Genomic DNA, 24,549 nt, shown 5'->3' with positions numbered 1-24,549 from the left:
CTTTATTATGAAGATTAATTAAATCATCCCTTTTTCCGTTTCGGGCTTTGTGACAGTATGTTTCCATGCACGTTCTCCATCATCTTCATCGAAGGCCATTGTCACCTTTGTAACACCTTTTTGGTTTAATAACAGGGTAGTTAAATGATCACGTACATCATCTAAATATGCGAGCGAAAGACTTGGATCTGTTTCTGCAATTAATTCCACATGCAAAAATTCCCCCTCTTTAATAACTTCCAGTCGTGCAATATCCTTTACGTGAGGATCTTCCATTACTAAGTTACCGATATGAACAAGCATTTCCTCATCTGTTTCACCGATAGCTCCACGTGCATTATCCAAAAATACACGACCTACTACATAAAACATCATTAAACCAATGATAATAGATACAATTCCTTCTAATCGGTAGAAGCCTGTAAAGTAGGCGATGACAATTGCTAAAAAAGCAAGAAGGTTTCCTGATGTTGCCACTAAGTCTTCCATCCAAACAAGCTTTGTAGCAGGCTTTGCACGTTTCAAATACTTAGCAGACTGAATGATTGCAATCCCTTTACGCTCGACACTCACTTCATGCAATACTTCTTTTGCGGCCTTGTTTAAAACGAATAATTCCAATACGAACCCGATTGTTAATACACCAAGTGCAATAGCTACGCCTGAAGATTCTGTAGCAGGATGCCTGAAGTGATGCCAACCTTCTTTAATGGTCTCATAAGAAAGAATAGCAACAATTAAAACAGCTCCTAAGCACACTAAGTTAACAATACGCCCGTATCCGTTGGGGAATCTTGGAGTTGGAGCTTTTTTCGACAGCGCGGAACCGATAAATACGAAAAATTGGTTTGCAGCATCCCCAAATGAGTGCATCATTTCTGCGAACATGGCGACATTGCCAGTGAAGAAGAACGCAACCCCTTTTATAATGCCTAAAAATGAATTGACAAAAGCGGCGATTAAGGATGGCTTATTACCACCTTTTATTAACTTAAATAATTCTCCCATGCGTTTTCCTCCATTTAATCTAAGTATTCAATTTTAATATTTTGAACAAATTTAAGCTTTCTTAGTCGGTTATATAACTCAATTGTATGATTTGTTTCAATAGTTGAAAATCGAATATCAATTTCATGCAATATTTTTTCAGTATTAGATACATCTCGAATGCTTACATTTTCAACGTACATATCATATTTTTTCATATACTCCATCAAATCATTTATATTATCTGCCTGTTCAGTAATAACCATTAATGAAACTTCCCGCATCCTTAATCTTTTAGGGCCAAATTTCATAAGTAAAGGCGCGAGAAGCTCGATTCCTAATACAACGATCAGTACTGTAATAAAGGCTTCAATATAAAAGTTTGCACCAACAGCAATACCAATTGCTGCCGCACCCCAAATCATAGCTGCTGTTGTAAGACCTGTGATACTATCATTACCTTTCCGTAAAATAACACCCGCACCTAAAAAACCTATCCCGCTAACAATTTGAGCAGCTAATCGGAGAGGATCCATTGTAATGTTAATGTCATCTCGAGCAGGTGTTGAATAGGCAGTCTCGATTGATATAATTGTTAGTAAGCAACTAAATGTAGCAATAACTAAACTTGTCTTTAAACCGACTGGCTTCTTTTTTAATTCCCTCTCTATTCCAATAATTAAACTTAGTGTTGCCGCAATTAATAATTTTAATAAAACTTCCAAAGTAAAATTATCAGTAGTTAACCATTCCATGACGCGTTTATCTCCTTTCTATAGAATATATCGAAAAAAGATCTTTTATAAGGTATAGTTTGTAAGGTTAGTGATCGTAAATATATCGGATGCTAAACTATTTATATAGAAAGAAGGCATGTTTGTGGAAAGACCACCAATTCATCCGTATATCCCAATTATGATAGGTGTGATTTCTGTTTCCCTTTCTGCAATCTTTGTAAAACTGGCTAGTGCAGATTCGGGTGTTATTGCATTTTATCGTATGTTGTTTTCAATTATAATTATGCTACCGTGGTTTTTAATGAAATATAGCCACGAAATCAAAATGCTAACAAAACGGGATTGGTTCTTTTCTTCGATAGCAGGAATTTTTTTAGCATTTCATTTTATCCTGTGGTTTGAGTCACTAAACTACACTTCCGTTGCAAGCTCTACTGTGTTGGTTACAATGCAGCCATTATTCGCTTTTATCGGTACCTACCTGTTTTTTAAAGAGAGAATTACATTAAAGACGCTTGTGGCAGGTGCTATAGCAATTTTAGGGAGTGTTCTGATTAGTTGGGGAGACTTCCGAATTAGTGGTTCAGCACTTTATGGTGATATTTTAGCTTTAATTGCCTGTGCATTAGTAACCGGATATTTATTGTTTGGTCAAGATGTTAGAAAGAGACTGTCACTTGTAACTTATACAATGGTCGTTTATTCAGTAAGTACGATTACACTATTCTTTTATATTATTGTAAAAGGAGAATCATTCGGTCCATACCCGGCGATTGATTGGATGTGGTTTTTATTGTTGGCGATTATTCCTAATTTATTAGGGCATAATCTTTTTAACTGGTCTTTAAAGTGGGTGAGTACAAACGTGATTTCTATTGCAATTTTGTTTGAACCTGTGGGAGCAGCAATATTGGCACTATTTATCTTTAATGAGTATTTGACAGCCTATCAATTAGTAGGTGGTTTAATCGTGATTTTTGGGATAATGTTATTTGTGGTTGATGTGAAAAAGATTTTTAGAAAAAAAGCTTGATTTTATACATCCTTTTAAGGTATATTATTAATTGTCCTTAAGAGGATGGTTACTTTAAAAAAATATTTCACAATAATTATTGACATCAGAATTTAAATGAAATATAATAATTCAAGTCGGTAAGTCACCGAGAAATATATCGTAAATGTTATTGACATAATAACTTTAAGATGGTAATCTTGAGAAGTTCCTTTTTGGAGCTATATGAACCTTGAAAACTGAACAAGCAACGTTGATGAAACAAGCTTCTTAAATGAAGCAAACAATAGATTTCAACTTTTAATTAAGTTGAATCGCTAGCAAAGCAAATGAGCTTTCAAACTACTTTTATGGAGAGTTTGATCCTGGCTCAGGACGAACGCTGGCGGCGTGCCTAATACATGCAAGTCGAGCGGACGAATTTTTGGTGCTTGCACCGAATTTTCGTTAGCGGCGGACGGGTGAGTAACACGTGGGTAACCTACCTTATAGATTGGGATAACTCCGGGAAACCGGGGCTAATACCGAATAATACTTTTAAACACATGTTTGGAAGTTGAAAGACGGTTTTGCTGTCACTATAAGATGGACCCGCGGCGCATTAGCTAGTTGGTGAGGTAACGGCTCACCAAGGCAACGATGCGTAGCCGACCTGAGAGGGTGATCGGCCACACTGGGACTGAGACACGGCCCAGACTCCTACGGGAGGCAGCAGTAGGGAATCTTCCACAATGGACGAAAGTCTGATGGAGCAACGCCGCGTGAGTGAAGAAGGATTTCGGTTCGTAAAACTCTGTTGCAAGGGAAGAACAAGTAGCGTAGTAACTGGCGCTACCTTGACGGTACCTTGTTAGAAAGCCACGGCTAACTACGTGCCAGCAGCCGCGGTAATACGTAGGTGGCAAGCGTTGTCCGGAATTATTGGGCGTAAAGCGCGCGCAGGTGGTTCCTTAAGTCTGATGTGAAAGCCCCCGGCTCAACCGGGGAGGGTCATTGGAAACTGGGGAACTTGAGTGCAGAAGAGGATAGTGGAATTCCAAGTGTAGCGGTGAAATGCGTAGAGATTTGGAGGAACACCAGTGGCGAAGGCGACTGTCTGGTCTGTAACTGACACTGAGGCGCGAAAGCGTGGGGAGCAAACAGGATTAGATACCCTGGTAGTCCACGCCGTAAACGATGAGTGCTAAGTGTTGGGGGGTTTCCGCCCCTCAGTGCTGCAGCTAACGCATTAAGCACTCCGCCTGGGGAGTACGGTCGCAAGACTGAAACTCAAAGGAATTGACGGGGGCCCGCACAAGCGGTGGAGCATGTGGTTTAATTCGAAGCAACGCGAAGAACCTTACCAGGTCTTGACATCCCGGTGACCACTATGGAGACATAGTTTCCCCTTCGGGGGCAACGGTGACAGGTGGTGCATGGTTGTCGTCAGCTCGTGTCGTGAGATGTTGGGTTAAGTCCCGCAACGAGCGCAACCCTTATTCTTAGTTGCCATCATTCAGTTGGGCACTCTAAGGAGACTGCCGGTGATAAACCGGAGGAAGGTGGGGATGACGTCAAATCATCATGCCCCTTATGACCTGGGCTACACACGTGCTACAATGGACGATACAAACGGTTGCCAACCCGCGAGGGGGAGCTAATCCGATAAAATCGTTCTCAGTTCGGATTGTAGGCTGCAACTCGCCTACATGAAGCCGGAATCGCTAGTAATCGCGGATCAGCATGCCGCGGTGAATACGTTCCCGGGCCTTGTACACACCGCCCGTCACACCACGAGAGTTTGTAACACCCGAAGTCGGTGAGGTAACCTTTATGGAGCCAGCCGCCGAAGGTGGGATAGATGATTGGGGTGAAGTCGTAACAAGGTAGCCGTATCGGAAGGTGCGGCTGGATCACCTCCTTTCTAAGGATTATTTCGGAATCATTCCCTCGGGGAATGAAACATTAACGTTTGCTGTTCAGTTTTGAAGGTTCATTCTTAATTGAATGAGATACTTCAAAACTTCGTTCTTTGAAAACTGGATAAAACGACATTGAAAGCAATAAAACAAATTTCTATTTTATAGAAATGTAACAAGTCAAGCAATTGACGTGTAAACTTAAATCTTGGATTTTATCCAAGTGTTAACTTTTGGTTAAGTTAATAAGGGCGCACGGTGGATGCCTTGGCACTAGGAGTCGATGAAGGACGGCACTAACACCGATATGCCTCGGGGAGCTGTAAGTAAGCTTTGATCCGGGGATTTCCGAATGGGGGAACCCACTATCTTTAATCGGATAGTATCTACACGTGAATACATAGCGTGATGAGGACAGACGCAGGGAACTGAAACATCTAAGTACCTGCAGGAACAGAAAGAAAATTCGATTCCCTGAGTAGCGGCGAGCGAAACGGGAAGAGCCCAAACCAAAGAGCTTGCTCTTTGGGGTTGTAGGACACTCTATACGGAGTTACAAAAGAATGAGTTAGACGAAGCGACTTGGAAAGGTCCGCGAAACAAGGTAAAAGCCCTGTAGTCAAAAGTTCATTCCCTCCAGAGTGTATCCTGAGTACGGCGGAACACGTGAAATTCCGTCGGAATCCGGGAGGACCATCTCCCAAGGCTAAATACTACCTAGTGACCGATAGTGAACCAGTACCGTGAGGGAAAGGTGAAAAGCACCCCGGAAGGGGAGTGAAATAGATCCTGAAACCGTGTGCCTACAAGTAGTTAGAGCCCGTTAATGGGTGATAGCGTGCCTTTTGTAGAATGAACCGGCGAGTTACGATTACGTGCGAGGTTAAGTTGAGAAGACGGAGCCGCAGCGAAAGCGAGTCTGAATAGGGCGAATTAGTACGTGGTCGTAGACCCGAAACCAGGTGATCTACCCATGTCCAGGGTGAAGGTGAGGTAACACTCACTGGAGGCCCGAACCCACGCACGTTGAAAAGTGCGGGGATGAGGTGTGGGTAGCGGAGAAATTCCAATCGAACCTGGAGATAGCTGGTTCTCTCCGAAATAGCTTTAGGGCTAGCCTCGTGATTGAGAATACCGGAGGTAGAGCACTGTTTGGACTAGGGGGGCATCTCGCTTTACCGAATTCAGACAAACTCCGAATGCCGGATATTTATACACGGGAGTCAGACTGCGAGTGATAAGATCCGTAGTCAAGAGGGAAACAGCCCAGACCACCAGCTAAGGTCCCCAAGTAATCGTTAAGTGGAAAAGGATGTGGCGTTGCTTAGACAACCAGGATGTTGGCTTAGAAGCAGCCATCATTTAAAGAGTGCGTAATAGCTCACTGGTCGAGTGACGCTGCGCCGAAAATGTATCGGGGCTAAACGATTCACCGAAGCTGTGGATGCATACTTTGAGTATGCGTGGTAGGAGAGCGTTCTAATAGCGTTGAAGTCAGACCGGAAGGACTGGTGGAGCGATTAGAAGTGAGAATGCCGGTATGAGTAGCGAAACATGGGTGAGAATCCCATGCACCGTATGACTAAGGTTTCCTGAGGAAGGCTCGTCCGCTCAGGGTTAGTCGGGACCTAAGCCGAGGCCGATAGGCGTAGGCGATGGACAACAGGTTGATATTCCTGTACCACCTCCTCACCGTTTGAGAAATGGGGGGACGCAGTAGGATAGGGTAAGCACGCCGTTGGTTGCGCGTGTTCAAGCAGTAAGGCGTGTATGTAGGCAAATCCGCATACTTTAACGTTGAGCTGTGATGACGAGCTCTTATGAGCGAAGTTCCTGATTTCACACTGCCAAGAAAAGCCTCTATCGAGGTGAGAGGTGCCCGTACCGCAAACCGACACAGGTAGTCGAGGAGAGAATCCTAAGGTGTGCGAGAGAACTCTCGTTAAGGAACTCGGCAAAATGACCCCGTAACTTCGGGAGAAGGGGTGCTTCTTTGGGTGCATAGCCTAGAGAAGCCGCAGTGAATAGGCCCAGGCGACTGTTTAGCAAAAACACAGGTCTCTGCAAAACCGTAAGGTGACGTATAGGGGCTGACGCCTGCCCGGTGCTGGAAGGTTAAGAGGAGCGGTTAGCGCAAGCGAAGCTGTGAATTGAAGCCCCAGTAAACGGCGGCCGTAACTATAACGGTCCTAAGGTAGCGAAATTCCTTGTCGGGTAAGTTCCGACCCGCACGAAAGGCGTAACGATCTGGGCACTGTCTCAACGAGAGACTCGGTGAAATTATAGTACCTGTGAAGATGCAGGTTACCCGCGACAGGACGGAAAGACCCCGTGGAGCTTTACTGTAGCCTGATATTGAATTTTGGTACAACTTGTACAGGATAGGTAGGAGCCAGAGATCCCGGAGCGCCAGCTTCGGAGGAGGCGTCGGTGGGATACTACCCTGGTTGTATTGAACTTCTAACCCATGCCCCTTAGCGGGGTAGGAGACAGTGTCAGGCGGACAGTTTGACTGGGGCGGTCGCCTCCTAAAGAGTAACGGAGGCGCCCAAAGGTTCCCTCAGAATGGTTGGAAATCATTCGAAGAGTGTAAAGGCATAAGGGAGCTTGACTGCGAGACCTACAAGTCGAGCAGGGTCGAAAGACGGGCTTAGTGATCCGGTGGTTCCGCATGGAAGGGCCATCGCTCAACGGATAAAAGCTACCCCGGGGATAACAGGCTTATCTCCCCCAAGAGTCCACATCGACGGGGAGGTTTGGCACCTCGATGTCGGCTCATCGCATCCTGGGGCTGTAGTCGGTCCCAAGGGTTGGGCTGTTCGCCCATTAAAGCGGTACGCGAGCTGGGTTCAGAACGTCGTGAGACAGTTCGGTCCCTATCCGTCGTGGGCGTAGGAAATTTGAGAGGAGCTGTCCTTAGTACGAGAGGACCGGGATGGACACACCGCTGGTGTACCAGTTGTCTTGCCAAAGGCATCGCTGGGTAGCTATGTGTGGACGGGATAAGTGCTGAAAGCATCTAAGCATGAAGCCCCCCTCAAGATGAGATTTCCCATTACGCAAGTAAGTAAGACCCCTGAAAGACGATCAGGTAGATAGGTTCGAGGTGGAAGTGCGGTGACGCATGTAGCTGACGAATACTAATCGGTCGAGGACTTAACCACATTTTATTGCACAACTCAATGAAACGTTTATCCAGTTTTGAAAGAATGATTCTTTCAAAGGGTTCCAAGACATAAGCTGTATTGGAAGCCGAAAATAGTGAAGTGATGATGGCAAAGAGGTCACACCCGTTCCCATACCGAACACGGAAGTTAAGCTCTTTAGCGCCGATGGTAGTTGGGGGCTTCCCCCTGTGAGAGTAGGACGTCGCTTCGCAAAAATATGGAGGATTAGCTCAGCTGGGAGAGCATCTGCCTTACAAGCAGAGGGTCGGCGGTTCGAGCCCGTCATCCTCCACCATTTCTAAATGCCGGTGTAGCTCAGTTGGTAGAGCAACTGACTTGTAATCAGTAGGTCGAGGGTTCGACTCCTTTCGCCGGCACCATTTAGAGAGCCATTAGCTCAGTTGGTAGAGCATCTGACTTTTAATCAGAGGGTCGAAGGTTCGAGTCCTTCATGGCTCACCAGTTTTATATTGTCTGCTGCGGGTGTGGCGGAATTGGCAGACGCACTAGACTTAGGATCTAGCGCCGCAAGGCGTGGGGGTTCGACTCCCTTCACCCGCACCATTTTAATTTCAAATACTGTCAGAGTAAAAATATCTTATGCATTTTGCGGAAGTAGTTCAGTGGTAGAACACCACCTTGCCAAGGTGGGGGTCGCGAGTTCGAACCTCGTCTTCCGCTCCAAAAATGCCGGGGTGGCGGAACTGGCAGACGCACAGGACTTAAAATCCTGCGGTGAGTGATCACCGTGCCGGTTCGATTCCGGCCCTCGGCACCATCTTTACTATATAATTTGCGCCCGTAGCTCAATTGGATAGAGCGTCTGACTACGGATCAGAAGGTTGTGGGTTCGACTCCTGCCGGGCGCGCCAAATTTCGGAATGTAGCTCAGCTTGGTAGAGCACTTGGTTTGGGACCAAGGGGTCGTAGGTTCGAATCCTGTCATTCCGACCATTATTTAAGGGGCCTTAGCTCAGCTGGGAGAGCGCCTGCCTTGCACGCAGGAGGTCAGCGGTTCGATCCCGCTAGGCTCCACCATAAATATGTAACCAATAAAGATCCTGGCGGTGTAGCTCAGCTGGCTAGAGCATTCGGTTCATACCCGAAAGGTCGTGGGTTCGACTCCCTCCGCCGCTATCTTAAGGACCTTTAGCTCAGTTGGTTAGAGCAGACGGCTCATAACCGTCCGGTCACAGGTTCGAGTCCTGTAAGGTCCACCAGTTAAATCAATAGTAATTATGGAGGTATACCCAAGTCTGGCTGAAGGGATCGGTCTTGAAAACCGACAGGCGGGTAACACCGCGCGGGGGTTCGAATCCCTCTACCTCCTCCATTTATTTACTGGGTAGCTAAAGCAGGGTTAAAGAAAATAGTATTATCGCGGGGTGGAGCAGTGGTAGCTCGTCGGGCTCATAACCCGAAGGTCACAGGTTCAAGTCCTGTCCCCGCAACCAAATGGTCCCGTGGTGTAGCGGTTAACATGCCTGCCTGTCACGCAGGAGATCGCCGGTTCGATCCCGGTCGGGACCGCCATTTGTGGGTTTGTAGCTCAGTTGGTAGAGCATTAGATTGAAGCTCTAAGTGTCGGCGGTTCGATTCCGTCCAAACCCACCATTTATGCGGGTGTAGTTTAGTGGTAAAACCTCAGCCTTCCAAGCTGATGTTGTCGGTTCGATTCCGATCACCCGCTCCAGTTTTTAAAATAAGGGCCTATAGCTCAGCTGGTTAGAGCGCACGCCTGATAAGCGTGAGGTCGATGGTTCGAGTCCATTTAGGCCCACCAAATAATTCATTATTCCGAAGTAGCTCAGTTGGTAGAGCATCCGGCTGTTAACCGGCAGGTCGCAGGTTCGAGTCCTGCCTTCGGAGCCATTTTATATTCATGGGGACATACTCAAGAGGCTGAAGAGGCGCCCCTGCTAAGGGTGTAGGTCGCGTAAGCGGCGCGAGGGTTCAAATCCCTCTGTCTCCGCCATGGGCCCGTTGGTCAAGTGGTTAAGACACCGCCCTTTCACGGCGGTAACACGGGTTCGAATCCCGTACGGGTCATACATAAGAAGAGAAAAACGCTAAGTACCTAGAAAAGTACTTAGCGTTTTTTATATACTTTAATAATATGGTTCTATAATATTAAGAAGAGACAAATGAATAAAAGTGTGTTTTAATTTGGCAAGCAATAAAGCATAGTACAAATCCCGTGAAATAACTGCTTATTTGAATTAACAATGTCCTAGAAAGCTTTTATTGTATACTTATAGGTAAACCTTTCAACAATGAGATTGATGTAGTCTCCTTCGTTCTAATACAGAAATAATACCATTGGAGCTTTTCTAAAAGCGAGGATATAAAGACTAAGTAATTAAAGTAATAGAGGGATTAGATAACAAATCTACTCATTTTATATTACATTAATTAAATTTATTTTTTGAAATATATAGTTAAAAGTACATGAAATACCATATAAATTTAAATGTTATTATTCAGAAATAATATTCATAATATACAAATATGATTTATATTTATAAAAAATGAAAACAACTATTGAAAAAATGGAGAAAAAATATTAAAATTTCGTTATGCTAAGTAATCGGTTTTATTAGAAATTGAGACAAGTTATTGTAAACATAGAAAAAAATATTATTTTTGAAAAAATTTTTAAAAAGAGTATTGCATTATTTCGAGAATACTGATATTATAAATCTTGTCCTTAAGAGAAAGGATAAACATTACATAAACTAAAAGATGAATATCCCATGGAGGATTAGCTCAGCTGGGAGAGCACCTGCCTTACAAGCAGGGGGTCGGCGGTTCGAGCCCGTCATCCTCCACCATTTCTAAATGCCGGTGTAGCTCAGTTGGTAGAGCAACTGACTTGTAATCAGTAGGTCGAGGGTTCGACTCCTTTCGCCGGCACCATTTAGAGAGCCATTAGCTCAGTTGGTAGAGCATCTGACTTTTAATCAGAGGGTCGAAGGTTCGAGTCCTTCATGGCTCACCAGTTTTATATTGTCTGCTGCGGGTGTGGCGGAATTGGCAGACGCACTAGACTTAGGATCTAGCGCCGCAAGGCGTGGGGGTTCGACTCCCTTCACCCGCACCATTTTAATTTCAAATACTGTCAGAGTAAAAATATCTTATGCATTTTGCGGAAGTAGTTCAGTGGTAGAACACCACCTTGCCAAGGTGGGGGTCGCGAGTTCGAACCTCGTCTTCCGCTCCAAAAATGCCGGGGTGGCGGAACTGGCAGACGCACAGGACTTAAAATCCTGCGGTGAGTGATCACCGTGCCGGTTCGATTCCGGCCCTCGGCACCATCTTTACTATATAATTTGCGCCCGTAGCTCAATTGGATAGAGCGTCTGACTACGGATCAGAAGGTTGTGGGTTCGACTCCTGCCGGGCGCGCCAAATTTCGGAATGTAGCTCAGCTTGGTAGAGCACTTGGTTTGGGACCAAGGGGTCGTAGGTTCGAATCCTGTCATTCCGACCATTATTTAAGGGGCCTTAGCTCAGCTGGGAGAGCGCCTGCCTTGCACGCAGGAGGTCAGCGGTTCGATCCCGCTAGGCTCCACCATAAATATGTAACCAATAAAGATCCTGGCGGTGTAGCTCAGCTGGCTAGAGCATTCGGTTCATACCCGAAAGGTCGTGGGTTCGACTCCCTCCGCCGCTATCTTAAGGACCTTTAGCTCAGTTGGTTAGAGCAGACGGCTCATAACCGTCCGGTCACAGGTTCGAGTCCTGTAAGGTCCACCAGTTAAATCAATAGTAATTATGGAGGTATACCCAAGTCTGGCTGAAGGGATCGGTCTTGAAAACCGACAGGCGGGTAACACCGCGCGGGGGTTCGAATCCCTCTACCTCCTCCATTTATTTACTGGGTAGCTAAAGCAGGGTTAAAGAAAATAGTATTATCGCGGGGTGGAGCAGTGGTAGCTCGTCGGGCTCATAACCCGAAGGTCACAGGTTCAAGTCCTGTCCCCGCAACCAAATGGTCCCGTGGTGTAGCGGTTAACATGCCTGCCTGTCACGCAGGAGATCGCCGGTTCGATCCCGGTCGGGACCGCCATTTGTGGGTTTGTAGCTCAGTTGGTAGAGCATTAGATTGAAGCTCTAAGTGTCGGCGGTTCGATTCCGTCCAAACCCACCATTTATGCGGGTGTAGTTTAGTGGTAAAACCTCAGCCTTCCAAGCTGATGTTGTCGGTTCGATTCCGATCACCCGCTCCAGTTTTTAAATAAGGGCCTATAGCTCAGCTGGTTAGAGCGCACGCCTGATAAGCGTGAGGTCGATGGTTCGAGTCCATTTAGGCCCACCAAATAATTCATTATTCCGAAGTAGCTCAGTTGGTAGAGCATCCGGCTGTTAACCGGCAGGTCGCAGGTTCGAGTCCTGCCTTCGGAGCCATTTTATATTCATGGGGACATACTCAAGAGGCTGAAGAGGCGCCCCTGCTAAGGGTGTAGGTCGCGTAAGCGGCGCGAGGGTTCAAATCCCTCTGTCTCCGCCATGGGCCCGTTGGTCAAGTGGTTAAGACACCGCCCTTTCACGGCGGTAACACGGGTTCGAATCCCGTACGGGTCATACATAAGAAGAGGAAAAGCTAAGTACTTAGAAAAGTACTTAGCTTTTTTGTATATAAGGAGATGACAATTTGACAGAGCTTTTAAAAATGTTTGATAAAGACTATAAAGAAATAGGTGTTGAACATCGTGAAATAATTCATGAAAGAGGATATTGGCATGAAGTATTCCATTGTTGGGTTATTGAAAAAATTAATGCAGAGTGGCATATTTACTTTCAACTGAGAAGTAAATATAAAAAGGATTACCCATGCCAATACGATATTACTGCTGCTGGTCATTTACTTTCTACAGAAACTGTAGAAGATGGAGTGCGAGAGCTTGAAGAGGAAATAGGTATTACTGCTAAGTTTTCACAATTAAAATCATTCGGAGTAATTCCATATAGTATCGAAAATGAATTAATAAAAGATAATGAATTTGCCAATATTTTTGTTTTTGAGTTGGTAGGAGGATTTGAGCAGTTTTCCATTCAACGTGAAGAAGTTGATGGAATGTATCGTGCTAAATGGGAACATTTTATGCAATTGGCTCAAGAAGCAGTGAAGGAAGTTGAAGTGACAGGATATCGCTATGAAAATGATGTTAAATGTTTTGAAGTGAAAAATATTAGTTTAAAACAAATGTCTACATTACCGAGAATGTACTTGAGTGAGTTAATTTCTAGAATGAAAAATTTTATGGAAGCACCCTAAATGATTAGGAATGCTTCCTTTTTTTTATAGTGCAATATCGATTGATTTTGAAAAATCATCCTTTCACCAATTATATTTGAAAATAAAAATTCAATTTATAACAAATTTCAATTGACCTTTACGTTACGTCATCCTTTATAGTACTAAATAAGAGGTGATGGCATGCTAGTAAATGAGTTGGCAAAGTTATCTGGTGTAAGTGCACGAACATTAAGGTACTATGATGAAATTGACTTGTTAAAGCCTTCAGCGGTCGAGCAAAATGGTTATAGAAAATATAATCAATCTGATATTGATCGACTTCAACAAATTCTATTTTATCGGGAGCTAGATTTTAAGCTAGAGGAGATTAAAAATTTATTAAACGATCCAAATTTTGAAGTAAAAGAAGTGTTAAAAAAACAATACGGGCTTATACAAAAAAAAAGAAATTATCTCGATAATTTACTTGAGACAATAAATCAAACAATCAATATGTTGGAAGGGGATATTAAAATGACAAATGAAGAGAAGTTTAAAGTGTTCAAAAATAAATTAGTGGAAGAAAACGAACAAAACTATGGGCAGGAAATTCGTGAAAAATATGGTGAGGAACAAGTTGAAGCAAGCTACGGCAAACTGAAAAATATGTCAGAAGAACAATACGAAGCTATGCAGCAGTTAGAGAAGCAGTTGTTTGAACGTTTAAAAGAAGCGATGGAACAAGGAGATACTACTTCAGCAATTGCTATGGAGGTTGCAGAGCTTCATAAACGTTGGTTAAGCTTTTCTTGGGCAAAATATACGAAAGAAGCGCATCTAGGATTAGCACAAATGTATATATACGATGAGCGCTTTATTTCGTATTATGATCAACAGGTTGGTAAAGGTGCTACTCTATTTTTGCATGATGCAATTAGTGCATATACAGCGATTAAATAAGTAGAGATGTTTTAGAAATCCTCATTTAGGTAATATTTAATTACCAGATAAAAGGGGGATTTAATATGAATAGCGATCAATTACAACAATTACGTCACACATTAGAGGATGAGCTTGCGACATTAGAGCAGTTTATCAATGAAGAACTGCCTGTTGAGGAAACAGAGTTATCCGCGATTGATAATCATCCAGCTGATGCAGCTACGGATTTGACAACAGTTATAACGGAACTTACGTTAAATGAATTGAAGGAAGAAGAAATCGAGAGAATTAAAACCGCATTAACTGCAATGGATGAGGGTACATATGGAAAATGTGCTGTATGTGGTGAAAACATTCCGTTTGGACGTTTAGAAGCGATTCCTACAGCTTTAACATGTGTTGATCATGCAGAAAAAGAAAATGTGGAATAATAAAAGAGGCATGTTGATGACAACATGCCTCTTTACTTTTAAAGAAAATATGAAAACAATAAACCAATCGCCAAAAGGAAACCAAAAATAGTGTTCGTTTGTGCAGTAAACTTCATAGCAGGCATTACTTCTAAAGGCTTTTCTTTAGCACGGAATAGTTTAATGGAATCGATTGGCTTTTTCGCACTTAATAATACAAGTAAAGCCCATGGTGTTAAATGCCCAAGAAAAACGAGACCTACTATCCAAATATAAGATACAACAAAAAATGCAGCAAGTATCGTTACGGCGTTATGACGGCCGACCAATATAGCCATCGTTTTGCGACCGCCTTCAGTATCTCCTACTATGTCACGGATGTTATTGGAAAGCATAATTGCTCCCACTAAAATCATACTAGGAACTGAGATTAATACTGCATCGAGTGTTACTTCCCCTGTTTGAATATAGAAGGCGATTAAAATAATACCCATCCCCATAACAGCTCCGGAAACTAACTCCCCAAAAGGTGAATAGGCAATCGGATATGGACCACCTGTATACAAGTAGCCAATAAGCATGCAAACAAGACCAACAGCTACTAACCACCACGAAGTCATCGCACATATGTATATGCCTAGAAGCATCGCCACTCCATAAAAGCTTAGCGCAATCATCATAATTGTCTTCGGTGCTACACCGTGCCGGACAATTGTACCCCCAATGCCGACTGAATTTTCGTTATCCAGTCCAAGCTTATAATCATAATATTCATTGAACATATTTGTAGCTGCCTGAATGAGCATACTAGCTATAAGCATTGCAAAAAACAATCCAAAATGAATTGTTTCATGGTCTATTGCAAGTGCCATTGAAGTACCTAGTAATACTGGTACAAATGAAGCTGTTAATGTATGGGGACGCGTTAAATGCCACCAAACTTTAAACCCTTTGTCCGCTTCAACGACTTTTGTCATAAAAAAACGCTCCTTACCAAATACAATTATCTAAACTATTGTAAAGCAATTACAACAAAAAGAACAGAGTGAAGCATGAATACATGTAACGATTGCTTGAAAAATGGTATGATAGGAGAGGTATTATTTAGAGAACGAACGCAAATAAATTGAGCAAATTATAAAAATTTTAGCACGTATTAAAAAACGTGGTAATTGCATCATACTTAGTGAATTTGCAACATGACGGAGGGAATTTTCATGCAACACAAGTGGTACAACGCCACTGAAATCGAAGTAGGCTTAAATTCAAAACAAATTTTTTATATAGAAACAATCGAAGTAAGTCGTTTATCCGCTTTAGCGTTTTTTGCAGCGGGTGAAAAGAAATATAAAGGAAAACGCAATTACTGGCAAAATCGTGAAAAAACTTTCACTTTGGTCGGTTTAGGTCATGCATACACAATAGAAAATAATGCATCTGACTCCCGTTTTGATTTAGTTGAGCAACATTGGAAAAAGCTAACTAGTCAAATTGTGCAAGAAGATCAGCACCTACAGCCTATTCTTTTTGGTGGTTTCACATTTGACCCACAAAATGAAGTATCAGCAGAATGGACAAACTTCCCGCAAAGCTATTTTACAGTAGCAACCCATCAGTTAGTCATTCGAAATGATAAAGCGTATGTAACAATTAACTATATTACAGATGAAGCAAATAGCGCCAAGACTTTTGAGACATTGCGTAAAGAGCGTGATGAGCTAATTCATGCGGCACAAGTAAAGGAAGTTAAAACATATGCAAAGCCGACGATGACCAGCTATATGGAGCCATTTAAGGAAGACTATTTAAATTCCATTCACAAAGTGACAAGTTTAATAAAAGATAACGAAGCGCAGAAGGTAGTAATTGCGCGTTCTTTAGCATTGCAATTTAAGGAAGCGATTACATCGCCGCAAATTTTATCGCATGTTGTTCATGAGCAACCGGAAAGTTATCTATTTGGCTTAGAGCACGGTGATTTATTATTTTATGGTGCATCTCCAGAACGTTTAGTAAAAGTAGAAAATGGACGAGCTTATTCTTCTTGTGTTGCGGGTTCAATAAAGCGTGGATTAACTGCAGAAGCTGATGAAGCATTGGGACAAAGCCTACTAAATGATATGAAAAACCTTGGTGAACATCATTATGTCGTTGAAATGATTACTGACATATTTGAAAAAAATTGTACTGATGTTAAAGTGCCTCATGGACCGAAGCTTTTGAAAATCAGAGATATTCAGCATTTATATACTCCTGTTGAAGGGAATTTAAATAAAGACGCAACGATTTTACAGCTAGTGAAACATTTACATCCAACTCCAGCATTAGGGGGTGTGCCTCGCGAACAGGCAATGAAAATGATCCGCGCGTACGAGCCGATGAATCGAGGGCTTTATGCAGCACCTATTGGTTGGATTGATGCAGATGGAAATGGGGAATTCGCTGTAGCAATTCGTTCTGCTGCTTTAGTACAGGATAAGGCATACTTATATGCAGGCGGTGGGATTGTAGCAGATTCAGAAGCGCAATCGGAATATGAAGAGACGCTCGTGAAATTCCGTCCGATGCTACGGGCGCTTGGAGGTAAATTACATGAATGAGCGTGAAATATTATCAAATTATGTATATCAAATTGTATCGGCTTTAGTAGCATCTGGTGTAGAGAAAGTCGTTATTAGTCCTGGCTCTCGCTCTACTCCGCTTGCATATGCATTTGCTTCAACAAAGGAGTTGGAGATGCATCGACAAGTGGATGAGCGCGCAGCTGCTTTTTATGCACTTGGTTTAGCTAAAGCTACGGCAAAACCTGTTGTATTACTATGTACATCAGGTACGGCAGCTGCAAACTACTACCCAGCAATTGTCGAAGCGAAATATGCAAGGGTGCCTTTAATCATTTTAACAGCTGATCGTCCACATGAATTAAGAGAAGTGGGTGCACCACAAACGATCAATCAAGTACGACTTTACGGCGAAAACGTAAAGTGGTCAGCTGAATTCCCGATTCCAGACAATGCGCCGCAAACGTTGCCATTTATTGAGCGTCATACTGTCCGCGCGGTAAATATTGCAACAACTGCACCATTTGGACCGGTACATTTGAATATTCCATTCCGTGAACCATTAATGATCGATTTTAAAGATATGCTGCCGAAGTCCAGTTATATAAAAAGCTATACAAATGAGCTGATACCTTCAAAGCAAGCGATCGCTGAGTTGACACATATTTTGGAACGAACAACAAATGGAATGATAATTATAGGTGAATTGCCATTAGGAACAGATACCAATCATGTATGGAACTTTATTCGTGAGGTAAAGTGGCCGGTAATGATTGAAAGCTTATCGAATCTACGCACAGAAGTACCTGAGGATTGCCAAGTGTATGCAATTTCTACATATGATGCCTTGATGAAAAATGAGCGTTTCAAACAAAATGTCCGTCCGCAAACGGTTATTCGTTTCGGAGCACAGCCAGTATCGAAATTCTTAATGCAATTTATCGTCCAAGCAAATCCGCAAAGCTACATTATTATCGATGAGGACCCAATGTATAGAGACTCTACACATATGTCCACGCACTTTATCCATGCGCTTCCAGGGGAGTGGCTAAGTGAAATTGAGCTACAACATTCTGTAGCTGAAATCGAATATGTTCAGTTTTGGAAAATGGCCGATTTACTCGCATCGGATGTTATAGAAAAATATAGTGATTATGCTGACGATGAAGGGGCAATGGTTCAATCACTGTTTGCAAATATTGAAGAAGAAGCTGACATATTCGTAAGCAGCAGTATGCCGATTCGTGATATAGATACTTTTTTACTTTCAACTAATCGATCAGTTCAAATATTCGCAAACAGAGGGGCCAATGGAATTGATGGGGTGACATCTACTGCACTTGGCTTTAGCAATGGTCGTAAAATGCGTAAAACATATTTACTGATTGGAGATTTAGCGTTCCTACATGATACAAATGCATTCATTGCAAGCCGTTATCAGAACTGTGATCTCACAGTCATCGTAATGAACAATGATGGCGGTGGAATATTCTCATATTTACCCCAGTCAAAAGTAGAAGCACACTATGAGGATTTATTCGGTACACCGACTGAGTTAACATTCGAGCAGGTTGCTAGCATGTACGATATGGAATACGAAAAAGCAAAAACAAAAGCTGAACTTATCAATACATTGGCAACAAATAAACAAGCCTCTTTAAAACTAATTGAGGTGTTTACTGATCGCGAAGAAAATGTAAAGCAGCATCGTCTATTGTGGACACGTATTAACGAGGTGATTGAACAGTGGCTCGATTCGCTGTAAAAGATTTAGATGTGTATGTGGAACAATGGAATGAGGATGCTAAACAAACAATCGTTCTATTGCATGGTTTTACCGGGAGTACTAAAACATGGCATAGAGTGATAGCAAAGTTGCCAACAAACATTCGCTGTATTGCGGTAGATTTAATTGGTCATGGACAAACAGCTGCGCCATTAACAGAAAAGCAATATTCCATGACATTTCAGATCGAGCTACTGAACGAAATATTTCGTACCTTGAATCTTAAAAATTTCGTGTTATTAGGTTATTCGATGGGAGGACGTGTGGCTTTAAGTTATGCAGTCCGGTTTCCTTCCCAATTGACTCATCTAATATTGGAAAGTGCTTCTCCTGGTTTAGTGGAAGAACAGCAGCGAAAAGCGCGAAAAATGGCTGACGAACAACTTGCAGAGAAAATTGTAGCAAATGGGGTAGAATCTTTCGTAAATAAATGGGAAGACATTCCTCTTTTTGCCTCGCAAAAGCTTTTGCCTGCGGAGGTGCAGCAGGAGATAAGAAAAGAGCGAGTACAACAGCGTGAAATCGGGCTTGCAAATAGTTTGCGTGGTATGGGAACAGGAGTAATGCCAGAACTTTGGGGAAAGCCTCTCACTACATTACCGATGCCTGTTACTCTAATAACAGGCGCTTTAGATGAAAAATTTGTACAATTAAACGATGAAATGCAAAAACAAATCGTAAAAGCTAATCACATCATAATTCCAGCAGTTGGACACGCAATTCATGTGGAAAATCCAACAAAGTTTGCTACAATAGTAAAGGAAACGATTTCATAATCAATTTAGGAGGCAATATATATGACAAAGCAACGTCTATGGACATCTTTACATACTTATGAAGATATTAAGTATGAATTCTATAACGGTATCGCAAAAATTACGATTAACCGTCCGGAAGTTCGTAATGCATTCCGTCCAAAAACAACAGCGGAACTAATTGACGCATTTACACGTGCACGCGATAACGAAAAAGTTGGCGTAATTATCCTAACAGGTGAAGGCGAGCATGCATTCTGCTCAGGCGGTGACCAAAAAGTACGCGGCCACGGTGGTTATGTAGGTGATGATAATATTCCTCGCTTAAATGTTTTGGATTTACAAACGTTAATTCGTAAAATTCCTAAACCAGTCGTAGCAATGGTTGCTGGTTATGCAATTGGTGGCGGTCACGTATTACACGTAGTATGTGATTTAACAATTGCTGCTGAAAATGCACGCTTCGGTCAAACAGGTCCTAAAGTAGGCTCATTCGATGCTGGTTACGGTTCAGGTTACTTAGCGCGTATCGTAGGACATAAAAAAGCTCGTGAAATTTGGTACTTATGCCGTCAATACGATGCACAAGAAGCACTTGATATGGGCTTAGTTAACACGGTTGTGCCATATGAGCAGTTAGAAGATGAAACGGTTAAATGGTGTGAAGAGATGCTTGAAATGTCTCCAACAGCATTACGCTTCTTAAAAGCTGCTATGAATGCAGATACAGACGGTTTAGCTGGTATCCAGCAACTTGCTGGTGATGCTACACTTCTTTACTACACTACAGATGAAGCTAAAGAAGGTCGCGATGCATTTAAAGAGAAACGTAAACCAGACTTCGGTCAATTCCCTCGTTTCCCTTGATTTGTTCATATAATAATTCAAAAGGGATGTCCGAAAATGGACATCCCTTTTCTTTACGATAGGAGGAAAAATGGATGCAGCCAAACTGGATCAAACAACGTGCCTATTTAACACCAAATCGCGTTGCACTTAGCTATGGTGATCAAGAATGGACCTTTAATGAGCTCTATCTACAGTCTGTTCGGTTAGCTTATAAATTGAATACACTTCATTTAACGAATGGGAAACGGGTTGCCATTTTAGCTCCATCTACACCAGCTTTAGTTGAACTGCTATATGCTTGTATGCAGGCACAGTGTGAAGTGGTTTTACTGAACGGCAGGTTAGCGAAGCAAGAACTTGCATATCAAATTGAGGATGCAGAAGTTGATGCGATTCTAGTTGCCAATGAAGACATTGCTAAGCTTCCTGATGATGACCGTATCATTATGTTTTCTAAGCTTTATCAAACGTCTGAATCAGAATTTAACATTTCAACACATTGGGATGAAGATTTCGCCCTCACAATCATGTATACATCTGGTACAACAGGCTTTCCGAAAGGAGTCTGTCAAACGGTTTCAAATCATAGTTCAAGCGCAATTAGTTCTGCACTAAATATAGGTATTTCAGAGAAGGATACATGGCTTTGTACTGTTCCGATTTTTCATATAAGTGGTTTTTCAATTTTAGTCCGGTCATTACTATACGGGATGAAAATACGTTTATATGAAAAATTCGATGCTAAAAAATGTGCACAGGAAATTATTAAAGGTACAGTGACGAAAATGTCAGTCGTAGCAGTTATGTTGGAAAATATATTGTCTGAAATGGAACGCATTGATCAAAAAGCTCATCCCGTATTTTCTACGATGTTAGCAGGTGGTGGTCCGGTGCCAATCGGTTATTTACAACGAGCAGAAAAATTAAATTTGCGTGTAGCACAAACATACGGAATGACTGAAACCGCATCCCAAACCGCTACTTTAGCAAATGAAGATGCAATGACACATATCGGTTCTGCAGGAAAACCATTGTTCTTTAATGACATAAAGATTGACGCTAAAGATGGAGAGTCTATTGGAGAAATATTAATACGCGGACCACATGTCACGCCAAAATATATTGGTCAGTTCAAACATAAACCAACAACAATTGATGGCTGGCTACATACAGGGGATGTTGGCTATTTGGATGAAGAAGGCTATTTGTATGTAGTGGACCGTCGAAGTGATTTGATTATCTCAGGTGGCGAAAATATATATCCTGCCGAAATCGAAAATGTTTTACTCGCACATCCTAACGTAAAGGAAGCAGGGGTTTGCGGGATGGATCATGACATATGGGGACAGGTGCCTGTAGCATTTATCGTATTGAAAGAAAAAATATCTGAACAGAATATAATAGATTTTTGTGAGATGAATTTAGCGAATTATAAAGTACCTAAACAAGTTCATTTTGTTGCTAACTTACCTCGAAGCGGATCCAACAAGCTATTAAGAAGAAATTTGCTTCAATTACTGGATGATATATGAGGGCACTAAAAAAATGGTCCCAGCATTTTAACCAATTGCTGGGACCATTTATATTATTTTGATAATGCTTGTTTTAATACTTCAATATTCTTTCGCATTAATGAGAAGTAATCTTCGTTATTTTGAACATCTTCTTTTGTAAGCACGCTCAAATTATGCAAAGTTAACGTTTTTGCGTTCACTTCTTTTTGAATCACTTCAGTTAAGTTTGAGGAAACATTTTGCTCAAAGAAAATATATTCAATGCCTTCTTTATTAGCTAAGTCCACAATTGTCGTCAATTCTTTTTGTGATGGTTCACTTTGCGAATTTAAACCTGCAACGGGTACTTGATTAAATCCATAATGTCCGGCAATATAGCCAAACGCTGCATGTGAGACGAAGAACGTTTTTTTAGTAGTAGCACTAGCCATTTCTTCAAATTCAGAATGCAGTGTATCTAAATCTGTTACTAATTGTTCGTAGTTTTCATTGAAAGTTGCTTCATGTTCAGGTAAAGCCTTAGTTAACTCTTCTTTAATCGTTAAGGCTAACTGTTGCGAAATAATAGGGGATAGCCAAACATGTGCATCATGATCGGTATGAGCATGATCTTTATCACCTTCATCTTCTTCATCATGGTCATGATTATGACCGTGATCATCGTGTTCTGTAGTAGCTTCTGCATGTGTATGACCAGTCGAAATATGCAATTGCTCTTCTGTTACACCATCAGCAGTTGCAACTAATTTTACATCTTCGTTTTCCAATGTCTTTTTGGCTTTTTCAACAAAGCCTTCTAGCCCAAGTCCGATAAAGAAAAATAAATCCGAATCTGCTAAAGCCATCATATCCTTTTGCGTTGGTTCAAATGAGTGCTCGTTTGCACCTGCAGGATAAATAGAAGCCACCTCTACAAATTCGCCGCCAATACGTTCTGTTAAGTATTGCAATGGATAAACTGTCGTATAGATGGATAGAGTATCATTATTCGATTGAGTATTGTCTGTTTCGGCAGGTGATTCATTATCTTTGCTGCAAGCAGTTAATAACAGAATAAATGTAAGCATTGAAATAATAGAAAGCCATTTTTTCATTATAGTAAATCTCCTTAAATAGTAACAATTACGATTTGTGTTTTTGAACATTTTCAATCATACAATATTAAAAGAAAAAAAACAATATAAAAAGCCTTCGAATATTATTTTCTTTTCGAAGGCCATTTTTCAGGTACCGGATCAAAACCTCCCGGATGAAGTGGCTGACATTTTAAAATACGTATTATGGTCATGATTAGTCCTTTAAAAGCGCCATGTTTCTGAACTGCTTCAATACCATAGCTCGAACAAGTCGGATGGAATCGGCACGATGGGGGCTTCATAGGAGAAATATATTTTTGATAAACTCGTATTAGCCCAATAAATATCCTTTTCATAACTATTTTTGCTCTCCATTTTTAAAGGTATTGGTTGGTTTTGCATCAATCGTTTGCTTTAATGATACTTTGTTTTTTCGAGCAAGTAAAATTATGGAGAACGCAAAAATCCCCATAATGGTAATGATGATAATTAATACGATTGGTAAGCTCATTTTTTCACCTCAACTAATTTAACCGGCACAGTAAATTTACACCCTAACCGGTTCATTCCTTACTATTGTACATGAAAAAGCGCGGCTAAATTTGAATAATCGTCGAATTTATAAGGTTTTAACAAGTGGAGGAACGGTTATAATATAATTAGTAGTGGAAAATCCTTATCTTTTCACTGTAATTCAGGATTAAAATTTCTTTTTGAAGTTTTAAATATAAAATTATGAGGTGAAGGTTTATGGCGAAGAAACAATTAAACACACATTTAAACGATTTAGTAGCAACATGGTCGGTAATGTACACAAAGTTACATAACTACCACTGGTATGTAAATGGACCGTCTTTCTTTACATTACACACAAAATTTGAAGAGTTATACAATGAAGTAACACTTAATCTAGATGAAATTGCCGAACGTATTTTAACAAAGGGCGGCAAGCCTGTGGCAACATTAAAAGAGCATTTAGATATCTCTTTAATTAAAGAAGCGTCTGGTAAAGAAGAAACGCAGGAAATGGTATCTATTTTAATTGAGGACTTTAACACGATTATGGATGCATTGGAAAAAGCGATGGAAGCAGCATCTGAAGAAGGCGATGACCGTACAGAAGATATGCTGAATGCGCAATACCAAAGCTTAGAGAAACATACTTGGATGTTAAATGCATATTTAGGTAACTAGTTTTGAAGAAGCGACTCCAATATTGGGGTCGTTTTTATGTATAAATCATTTTCCTATAGCTCACCTTAAGTATGAGGTGAGTAAATTGGAAAAAAATAATGTATATGTATCTGTCGCTAATTTAACATGTAATTTGCATCCGGGATCATCCTATGAATTTGTATTGAAAATGGATCCGCATAAAGCACGTGTATTTGCAAAGCTCTTCGATCAAATGCAGTCACTCGAAGCATCGAATGCCTTTCGAGCGCATATGCCCTTCATCCCTTATCATTTAGATAGATTGAATCATGAAATAGACCATCGTTTGAAAAAGGTCTATGCACTTATACATGAATTTGGAGATGAAGATGCGAAAAAATTTGTAGAGCAATTGCCATATTTTAATCATTAACTACCCGCTTTTATTGAATGAGAGACAT

Annotated in this window: 17 protein-coding genes, 40 tRNA genes and 3 rRNA genes; 54 read left to right on the top strand and 6 right to left on the bottom strand. The window is 41.6% G+C overall.

Features of this window, described 5'->3' with window-relative positions; all coding sequences use genetic code 11:
- Nucleotides 1–18: 18 nt before the first annotated feature.
- Both NYE67_RS15090 and NYE67_RS15085 read right to left on the bottom strand, forming a co-directional pair.
- Entirely contained in the window at nucleotides 19–1,008 is a 990-nt protein-coding gene (locus NYE67_RS15090) for a cation diffusion facilitator family transporter (protein ID WP_340730361.1), read from the bottom strand.
- A gap of 14 nt (nucleotides 1,009–1,022) precedes the next feature.
- Nucleotides 1,023–1,742, bottom strand: coding sequence for an MgtC/SapB family protein (locus NYE67_RS15085; RefSeq protein WP_340730360.1), 720 nt, complete (start codon nucleotides 1,740–1,742; stop codon nucleotides 1,023–1,025).
- 124 nt (nucleotides 1,743–1,866) lie between these two features.
- Here NYE67_RS15085 and NYE67_RS15080 point away from each other — a divergent pair, with 124 nt between their 5' ends.
- From NYE67_RS15080 to NYE67_RS14850, 47 genes are all read left to right on the top strand, one after another.
- Nucleotides 1,867–2,757: a DMT family transporter gene (locus NYE67_RS15080; protein WP_340730359.1), complete on the top strand. Its 891-nt coding sequence runs from the start codon at nucleotides 1,867–1,869 to the stop codon at nucleotides 2,755–2,757.
- A gap of 326 nt (nucleotides 2,758–3,083) precedes the next feature.
- Nucleotides 3,084–4,639, top strand: a 16S ribosomal RNA gene (locus NYE67_RS15075).
- Between the two features lie 230 nt (nucleotides 4,640–4,869).
- Nucleotides 4,870–7,798, top strand: a 23S ribosomal RNA gene (locus tag NYE67_RS15070).
- Between the two features lie 98 nt (nucleotides 7,799–7,896).
- Nucleotides 7,897–8,012, top strand: a 5S ribosomal RNA gene (gene rrf, locus NYE67_RS15065).
- Together the 16S, 23S and 5S rRNA genes with 20 tRNA genes alongside form the textbook arrangement of a ribosomal RNA operon.
- A gap of 8 nt (nucleotides 8,013–8,020) precedes the next feature.
- Nucleotides 8,021–8,096, top strand: a tRNA-Val gene (locus NYE67_RS15060).
- Nucleotides 8,097–8,105: 9 nt separating this feature from the next.
- Nucleotides 8,106–8,181: transfer RNA gene (locus tag NYE67_RS15055), tRNA-Thr, on the top strand.
- Between the two features lie 6 nt (nucleotides 8,182–8,187).
- A tRNA-Lys gene (locus NYE67_RS15050) sits at nucleotides 8,188–8,263 on the top strand.
- A gap of 17 nt (nucleotides 8,264–8,280) precedes the next feature.
- Nucleotides 8,281–8,365, top strand: a tRNA-Leu gene (locus NYE67_RS15045).
- Nucleotides 8,366–8,410: 45 nt separating this feature from the next.
- Nucleotides 8,411–8,485: transfer RNA gene (locus NYE67_RS15040), tRNA-Gly, on the top strand.
- A gap of 5 nt (nucleotides 8,486–8,490) precedes the next feature.
- Nucleotides 8,491–8,579, top strand: a tRNA-Leu gene (locus NYE67_RS15035).
- 17 nt (nucleotides 8,580–8,596) lie between these two features.
- Nucleotides 8,597–8,673, top strand: a tRNA-Arg gene (locus NYE67_RS15030).
- 5 nt (nucleotides 8,674–8,678) lie between these two features.
- Nucleotides 8,679–8,755, top strand: a tRNA-Pro gene (locus NYE67_RS15025).
- An 8-nt stretch (nucleotides 8,756–8,763) separates the two neighbouring features.
- Nucleotides 8,764–8,839 (top strand) — tRNA-Ala (locus NYE67_RS15020).
- Between the two features lie 25 nt (nucleotides 8,840–8,864).
- A tRNA-Met gene (locus NYE67_RS15015) sits at nucleotides 8,865–8,938 on the top strand.
- A 6-nt stretch (nucleotides 8,939–8,944) separates the two neighbouring features.
- A tRNA-Ile gene (locus NYE67_RS15010) sits at nucleotides 8,945–9,021 on the top strand.
- Between the two features lie 20 nt (nucleotides 9,022–9,041).
- Nucleotides 9,042–9,134 (top strand) — tRNA-Ser (locus tag NYE67_RS15005).
- 46 nt (nucleotides 9,135–9,180) lie between these two features.
- A tRNA-Met gene (locus NYE67_RS15000) sits at nucleotides 9,181–9,255 on the top strand.
- Between the two features lie 3 nt (nucleotides 9,256–9,258).
- Nucleotides 9,259–9,334: transfer RNA gene (locus NYE67_RS14995), tRNA-Asp, on the top strand.
- A gap of 5 nt (nucleotides 9,335–9,339) precedes the next feature.
- Nucleotides 9,340–9,415 (top strand) — tRNA-Phe (locus tag NYE67_RS14990).
- Between the two features lie 5 nt (nucleotides 9,416–9,420).
- Nucleotides 9,421–9,494 (top strand) — tRNA-Gly (locus NYE67_RS14985).
- Nucleotides 9,495–9,507: 13 nt separating this feature from the next.
- Nucleotides 9,508–9,584 (top strand) — tRNA-Ile (locus tag NYE67_RS14980).
- Nucleotides 9,585–9,597: 13 nt separating this feature from the next.
- Nucleotides 9,598–9,673, top strand: a tRNA-Asn gene (locus NYE67_RS14975).
- Nucleotides 9,674–9,685: 12 nt separating this feature from the next.
- Nucleotides 9,686–9,776 (top strand) — tRNA-Ser (locus NYE67_RS14970).
- Between the two features lie 2 nt (nucleotides 9,777–9,778).
- Nucleotides 9,779–9,850, top strand: a tRNA-Glu gene (locus NYE67_RS14965).
- A 706-nt stretch (nucleotides 9,851–10,556) separates the two neighbouring features.
- A tRNA-Val gene (locus NYE67_RS14960) sits at nucleotides 10,557–10,632 on the top strand.
- Between the two features lie 9 nt (nucleotides 10,633–10,641).
- Nucleotides 10,642–10,717 (top strand) — tRNA-Thr (locus tag NYE67_RS14955).
- Nucleotides 10,718–10,723: 6 nt separating this feature from the next.
- A tRNA-Lys gene (locus NYE67_RS14950) sits at nucleotides 10,724–10,799 on the top strand.
- 17 nt (nucleotides 10,800–10,816) lie between these two features.
- Nucleotides 10,817–10,901, top strand: a tRNA-Leu gene (locus NYE67_RS14945).
- Between the two features lie 45 nt (nucleotides 10,902–10,946).
- A tRNA-Gly gene (locus NYE67_RS14940) sits at nucleotides 10,947–11,021 on the top strand.
- Nucleotides 11,022–11,026: 5 nt separating this feature from the next.
- A tRNA-Leu gene (locus NYE67_RS14935) sits at nucleotides 11,027–11,115 on the top strand.
- A 17-nt stretch (nucleotides 11,116–11,132) separates the two neighbouring features.
- Nucleotides 11,133–11,209 (top strand) — tRNA-Arg (locus NYE67_RS14930).
- 5 nt (nucleotides 11,210–11,214) lie between these two features.
- Nucleotides 11,215–11,291, top strand: a tRNA-Pro gene (locus NYE67_RS14925).
- Between the two features lie 8 nt (nucleotides 11,292–11,299).
- Nucleotides 11,300–11,375 (top strand) — tRNA-Ala (locus NYE67_RS14920).
- 25 nt (nucleotides 11,376–11,400) lie between these two features.
- Nucleotides 11,401–11,474, top strand: a tRNA-Met gene (locus NYE67_RS14915).
- Between the two features lie 6 nt (nucleotides 11,475–11,480).
- A tRNA-Ile gene (locus NYE67_RS14910) sits at nucleotides 11,481–11,557 on the top strand.
- Between the two features lie 20 nt (nucleotides 11,558–11,577).
- Nucleotides 11,578–11,670 (top strand) — tRNA-Ser (locus tag NYE67_RS14905).
- A 46-nt stretch (nucleotides 11,671–11,716) separates the two neighbouring features.
- Nucleotides 11,717–11,791 (top strand) — tRNA-Met (locus NYE67_RS14900).
- Nucleotides 11,792–11,794: 3 nt separating this feature from the next.
- Nucleotides 11,795–11,870 (top strand) — tRNA-Asp (locus NYE67_RS14895).
- Nucleotides 11,871–11,875: 5 nt separating this feature from the next.
- Nucleotides 11,876–11,951, top strand: a tRNA-Phe gene (locus tag NYE67_RS14890).
- A 5-nt stretch (nucleotides 11,952–11,956) separates the two neighbouring features.
- Nucleotides 11,957–12,030: transfer RNA gene (locus tag NYE67_RS14885), tRNA-Gly, on the top strand.
- A gap of 12 nt (nucleotides 12,031–12,042) precedes the next feature.
- A tRNA-Ile gene (locus tag NYE67_RS14880) sits at nucleotides 12,043–12,119 on the top strand.
- Nucleotides 12,120–12,132: 13 nt separating this feature from the next.
- A tRNA-Asn gene (locus tag NYE67_RS14875) sits at nucleotides 12,133–12,208 on the top strand.
- A gap of 12 nt (nucleotides 12,209–12,220) precedes the next feature.
- Nucleotides 12,221–12,311, top strand: a tRNA-Ser gene (locus NYE67_RS14870).
- 2 nt (nucleotides 12,312–12,313) lie between these two features.
- A tRNA-Glu gene (locus NYE67_RS14865) sits at nucleotides 12,314–12,385 on the top strand.
- A 70-nt stretch (nucleotides 12,386–12,455) separates the two neighbouring features.
- Nucleotides 12,456–13,079: an NUDIX hydrolase gene (locus NYE67_RS14860; RefSeq protein ID WP_340728743.1), complete on the top strand. Its 624-nt coding sequence runs from the start codon at nucleotides 12,456–12,458 to the stop codon at nucleotides 13,077–13,079.
- A gap of 162 nt (nucleotides 13,080–13,241) precedes the next feature.
- Entirely contained in the window at nucleotides 13,242–14,000 is a 759-nt protein-coding gene (locus NYE67_RS14855; protein ID WP_340730358.1) for a MerR family transcriptional regulator, read from the top strand.
- A gap of 65 nt (nucleotides 14,001–14,065) precedes the next feature.
- Complete coding sequence (locus NYE67_RS14850) at nucleotides 14,066–14,413, top strand: TraR/DksA C4-type zinc finger protein (RefSeq protein WP_340728741.1); 348 nt, start codon at nucleotides 14,066–14,068, stop codon at nucleotides 14,411–14,413.
- 38 nt (nucleotides 14,414–14,451) lie between these two features.
- Here the strand turns inward: NYE67_RS14850 and NYE67_RS14845 are convergent, their stop codons facing one another.
- Nucleotides 14,452–15,369 carry a 1,4-dihydroxy-2-naphthoate polyprenyltransferase gene (locus tag NYE67_RS14845; RefSeq protein ID WP_340730357.1) on the bottom strand — a complete coding sequence of 306 codons (918 nt, stop codon included), beginning with the start codon at nucleotides 15,367–15,369 and terminating at the stop codon, nucleotides 14,452–14,454.
- Nucleotides 15,370–15,609: 240 nt separating this feature from the next.
- Here NYE67_RS14845 and NYE67_RS14840 point away from each other — a divergent pair, with 240 nt between their 5' ends.
- From NYE67_RS14840 to NYE67_RS14820, 5 genes are all read left to right on the top strand, one after another.
- Nucleotides 15,610–16,992, top strand: coding sequence for an isochorismate synthase (locus tag NYE67_RS14840; protein ID WP_340728740.1), 1,383 nt, complete (start codon nucleotides 15,610–15,612; stop codon nucleotides 16,990–16,992).
- A complete protein-coding gene (gene menD / locus NYE67_RS14835) occupies nucleotides 16,985–18,718 on the top strand; it encodes a 2-succinyl-5-enolpyruvyl-6-hydroxy-3-cyclohexene-1-carboxylic-acid synthase (RefSeq protein WP_340728739.1) in 1,734 nt (577 codons plus the stop codon). The genes NYE67_RS14840 and menD overlap by 8 nt, the downstream gene beginning before the upstream one ends.
- Entirely contained in the window at nucleotides 18,700–19,515 is an 816-nt protein-coding gene (gene menH / locus NYE67_RS14830; protein ID WP_340728738.1) for a 2-succinyl-6-hydroxy-2,4-cyclohexadiene-1-carboxylate synthase, read from the top strand. Before menD ends, menH begins: the two co-directional genes overlap by 19 nt.
- A 21-nt stretch (nucleotides 19,516–19,536) precedes the next feature.
- A complete protein-coding gene (menB, locus tag NYE67_RS14825) occupies nucleotides 19,537–20,361 on the top strand; it encodes a 1,4-dihydroxy-2-naphthoyl-CoA synthase (protein WP_191705226.1) in 825 nt (274 codons plus the stop codon).
- Between the two features lie 74 nt (nucleotides 20,362–20,435).
- Nucleotides 20,436–21,875 carry an o-succinylbenzoate--CoA ligase gene (locus tag NYE67_RS14820; protein WP_340728737.1) on the top strand — a complete coding sequence of 480 codons (1,440 nt, stop codon included), beginning with the start codon at nucleotides 20,436–20,438 and terminating at the stop codon, nucleotides 21,873–21,875.
- A gap of 53 nt (nucleotides 21,876–21,928) precedes the next feature.
- On the opposite strand, the gene NYE67_RS14815 is transcribed toward NYE67_RS14820, so the two are convergent.
- From NYE67_RS14815 to NYE67_RS14805, 3 genes are all read right to left on the bottom strand, one after another.
- Nucleotides 21,929–22,951 (bottom strand): metal ABC transporter solute-binding protein, Zn/Mn family, encoded by a 1,023-nt coding sequence (locus tag NYE67_RS14815; RefSeq protein WP_340730356.1) that lies wholly within the window; start codon nucleotides 22,949–22,951, stop codon nucleotides 21,929–21,931.
- Between the two features lie 104 nt (nucleotides 22,952–23,055).
- Nucleotides 23,056–23,289 carry a membrane protein insertion efficiency factor YidD gene (gene yidD, locus NYE67_RS14810; RefSeq protein ID WP_191700655.1) on the bottom strand — a complete coding sequence of 78 codons (234 nt, stop codon included), beginning with the start codon at nucleotides 23,287–23,289 and terminating at the stop codon, nucleotides 23,056–23,058.
- A gap of 2 nt (nucleotides 23,290–23,291) precedes the next feature.
- A complete protein-coding gene (locus NYE67_RS14805; protein WP_191700654.1) occupies nucleotides 23,292–23,444 on the bottom strand; it encodes a hypothetical protein in 153 nt (50 codons plus the stop codon).
- Between the two features lie 239 nt (nucleotides 23,445–23,683).
- On the opposite strand from NYE67_RS14805, the gene NYE67_RS14800 reads away from it, so the two are divergent.
- On the top strand, nucleotides 23,684–24,127 hold the full coding sequence (locus tag NYE67_RS14800; RefSeq protein WP_191700653.1) for a Dps family protein: 444 nt from the start codon (nucleotides 23,684–23,686) through the stop codon (nucleotides 24,125–24,127).
- A 76-nt stretch (nucleotides 24,128–24,203) separates the two neighbouring features.
- Nucleotides 24,204–24,521, top strand: a complete 318-nt coding sequence (locus NYE67_RS14795) for a transposase (RefSeq protein ID WP_318245216.1) — start codon at nucleotides 24,204–24,206, stop codon at nucleotides 24,519–24,521.
- Nucleotides 24,522–24,549 lie beyond the last annotated feature (28 nt).

The organism is Solibacillus sp. FSL W8-0474 (assembly GCF_038004065.1).
Classification (GTDB): Bacteria; Bacillota; Bacilli; order Bacillales_A; family Planococcaceae; genus Solibacillus; species Solibacillus faecavium.
This window is presented reverse-complemented; position numbering and strand designations above follow the sequence as displayed.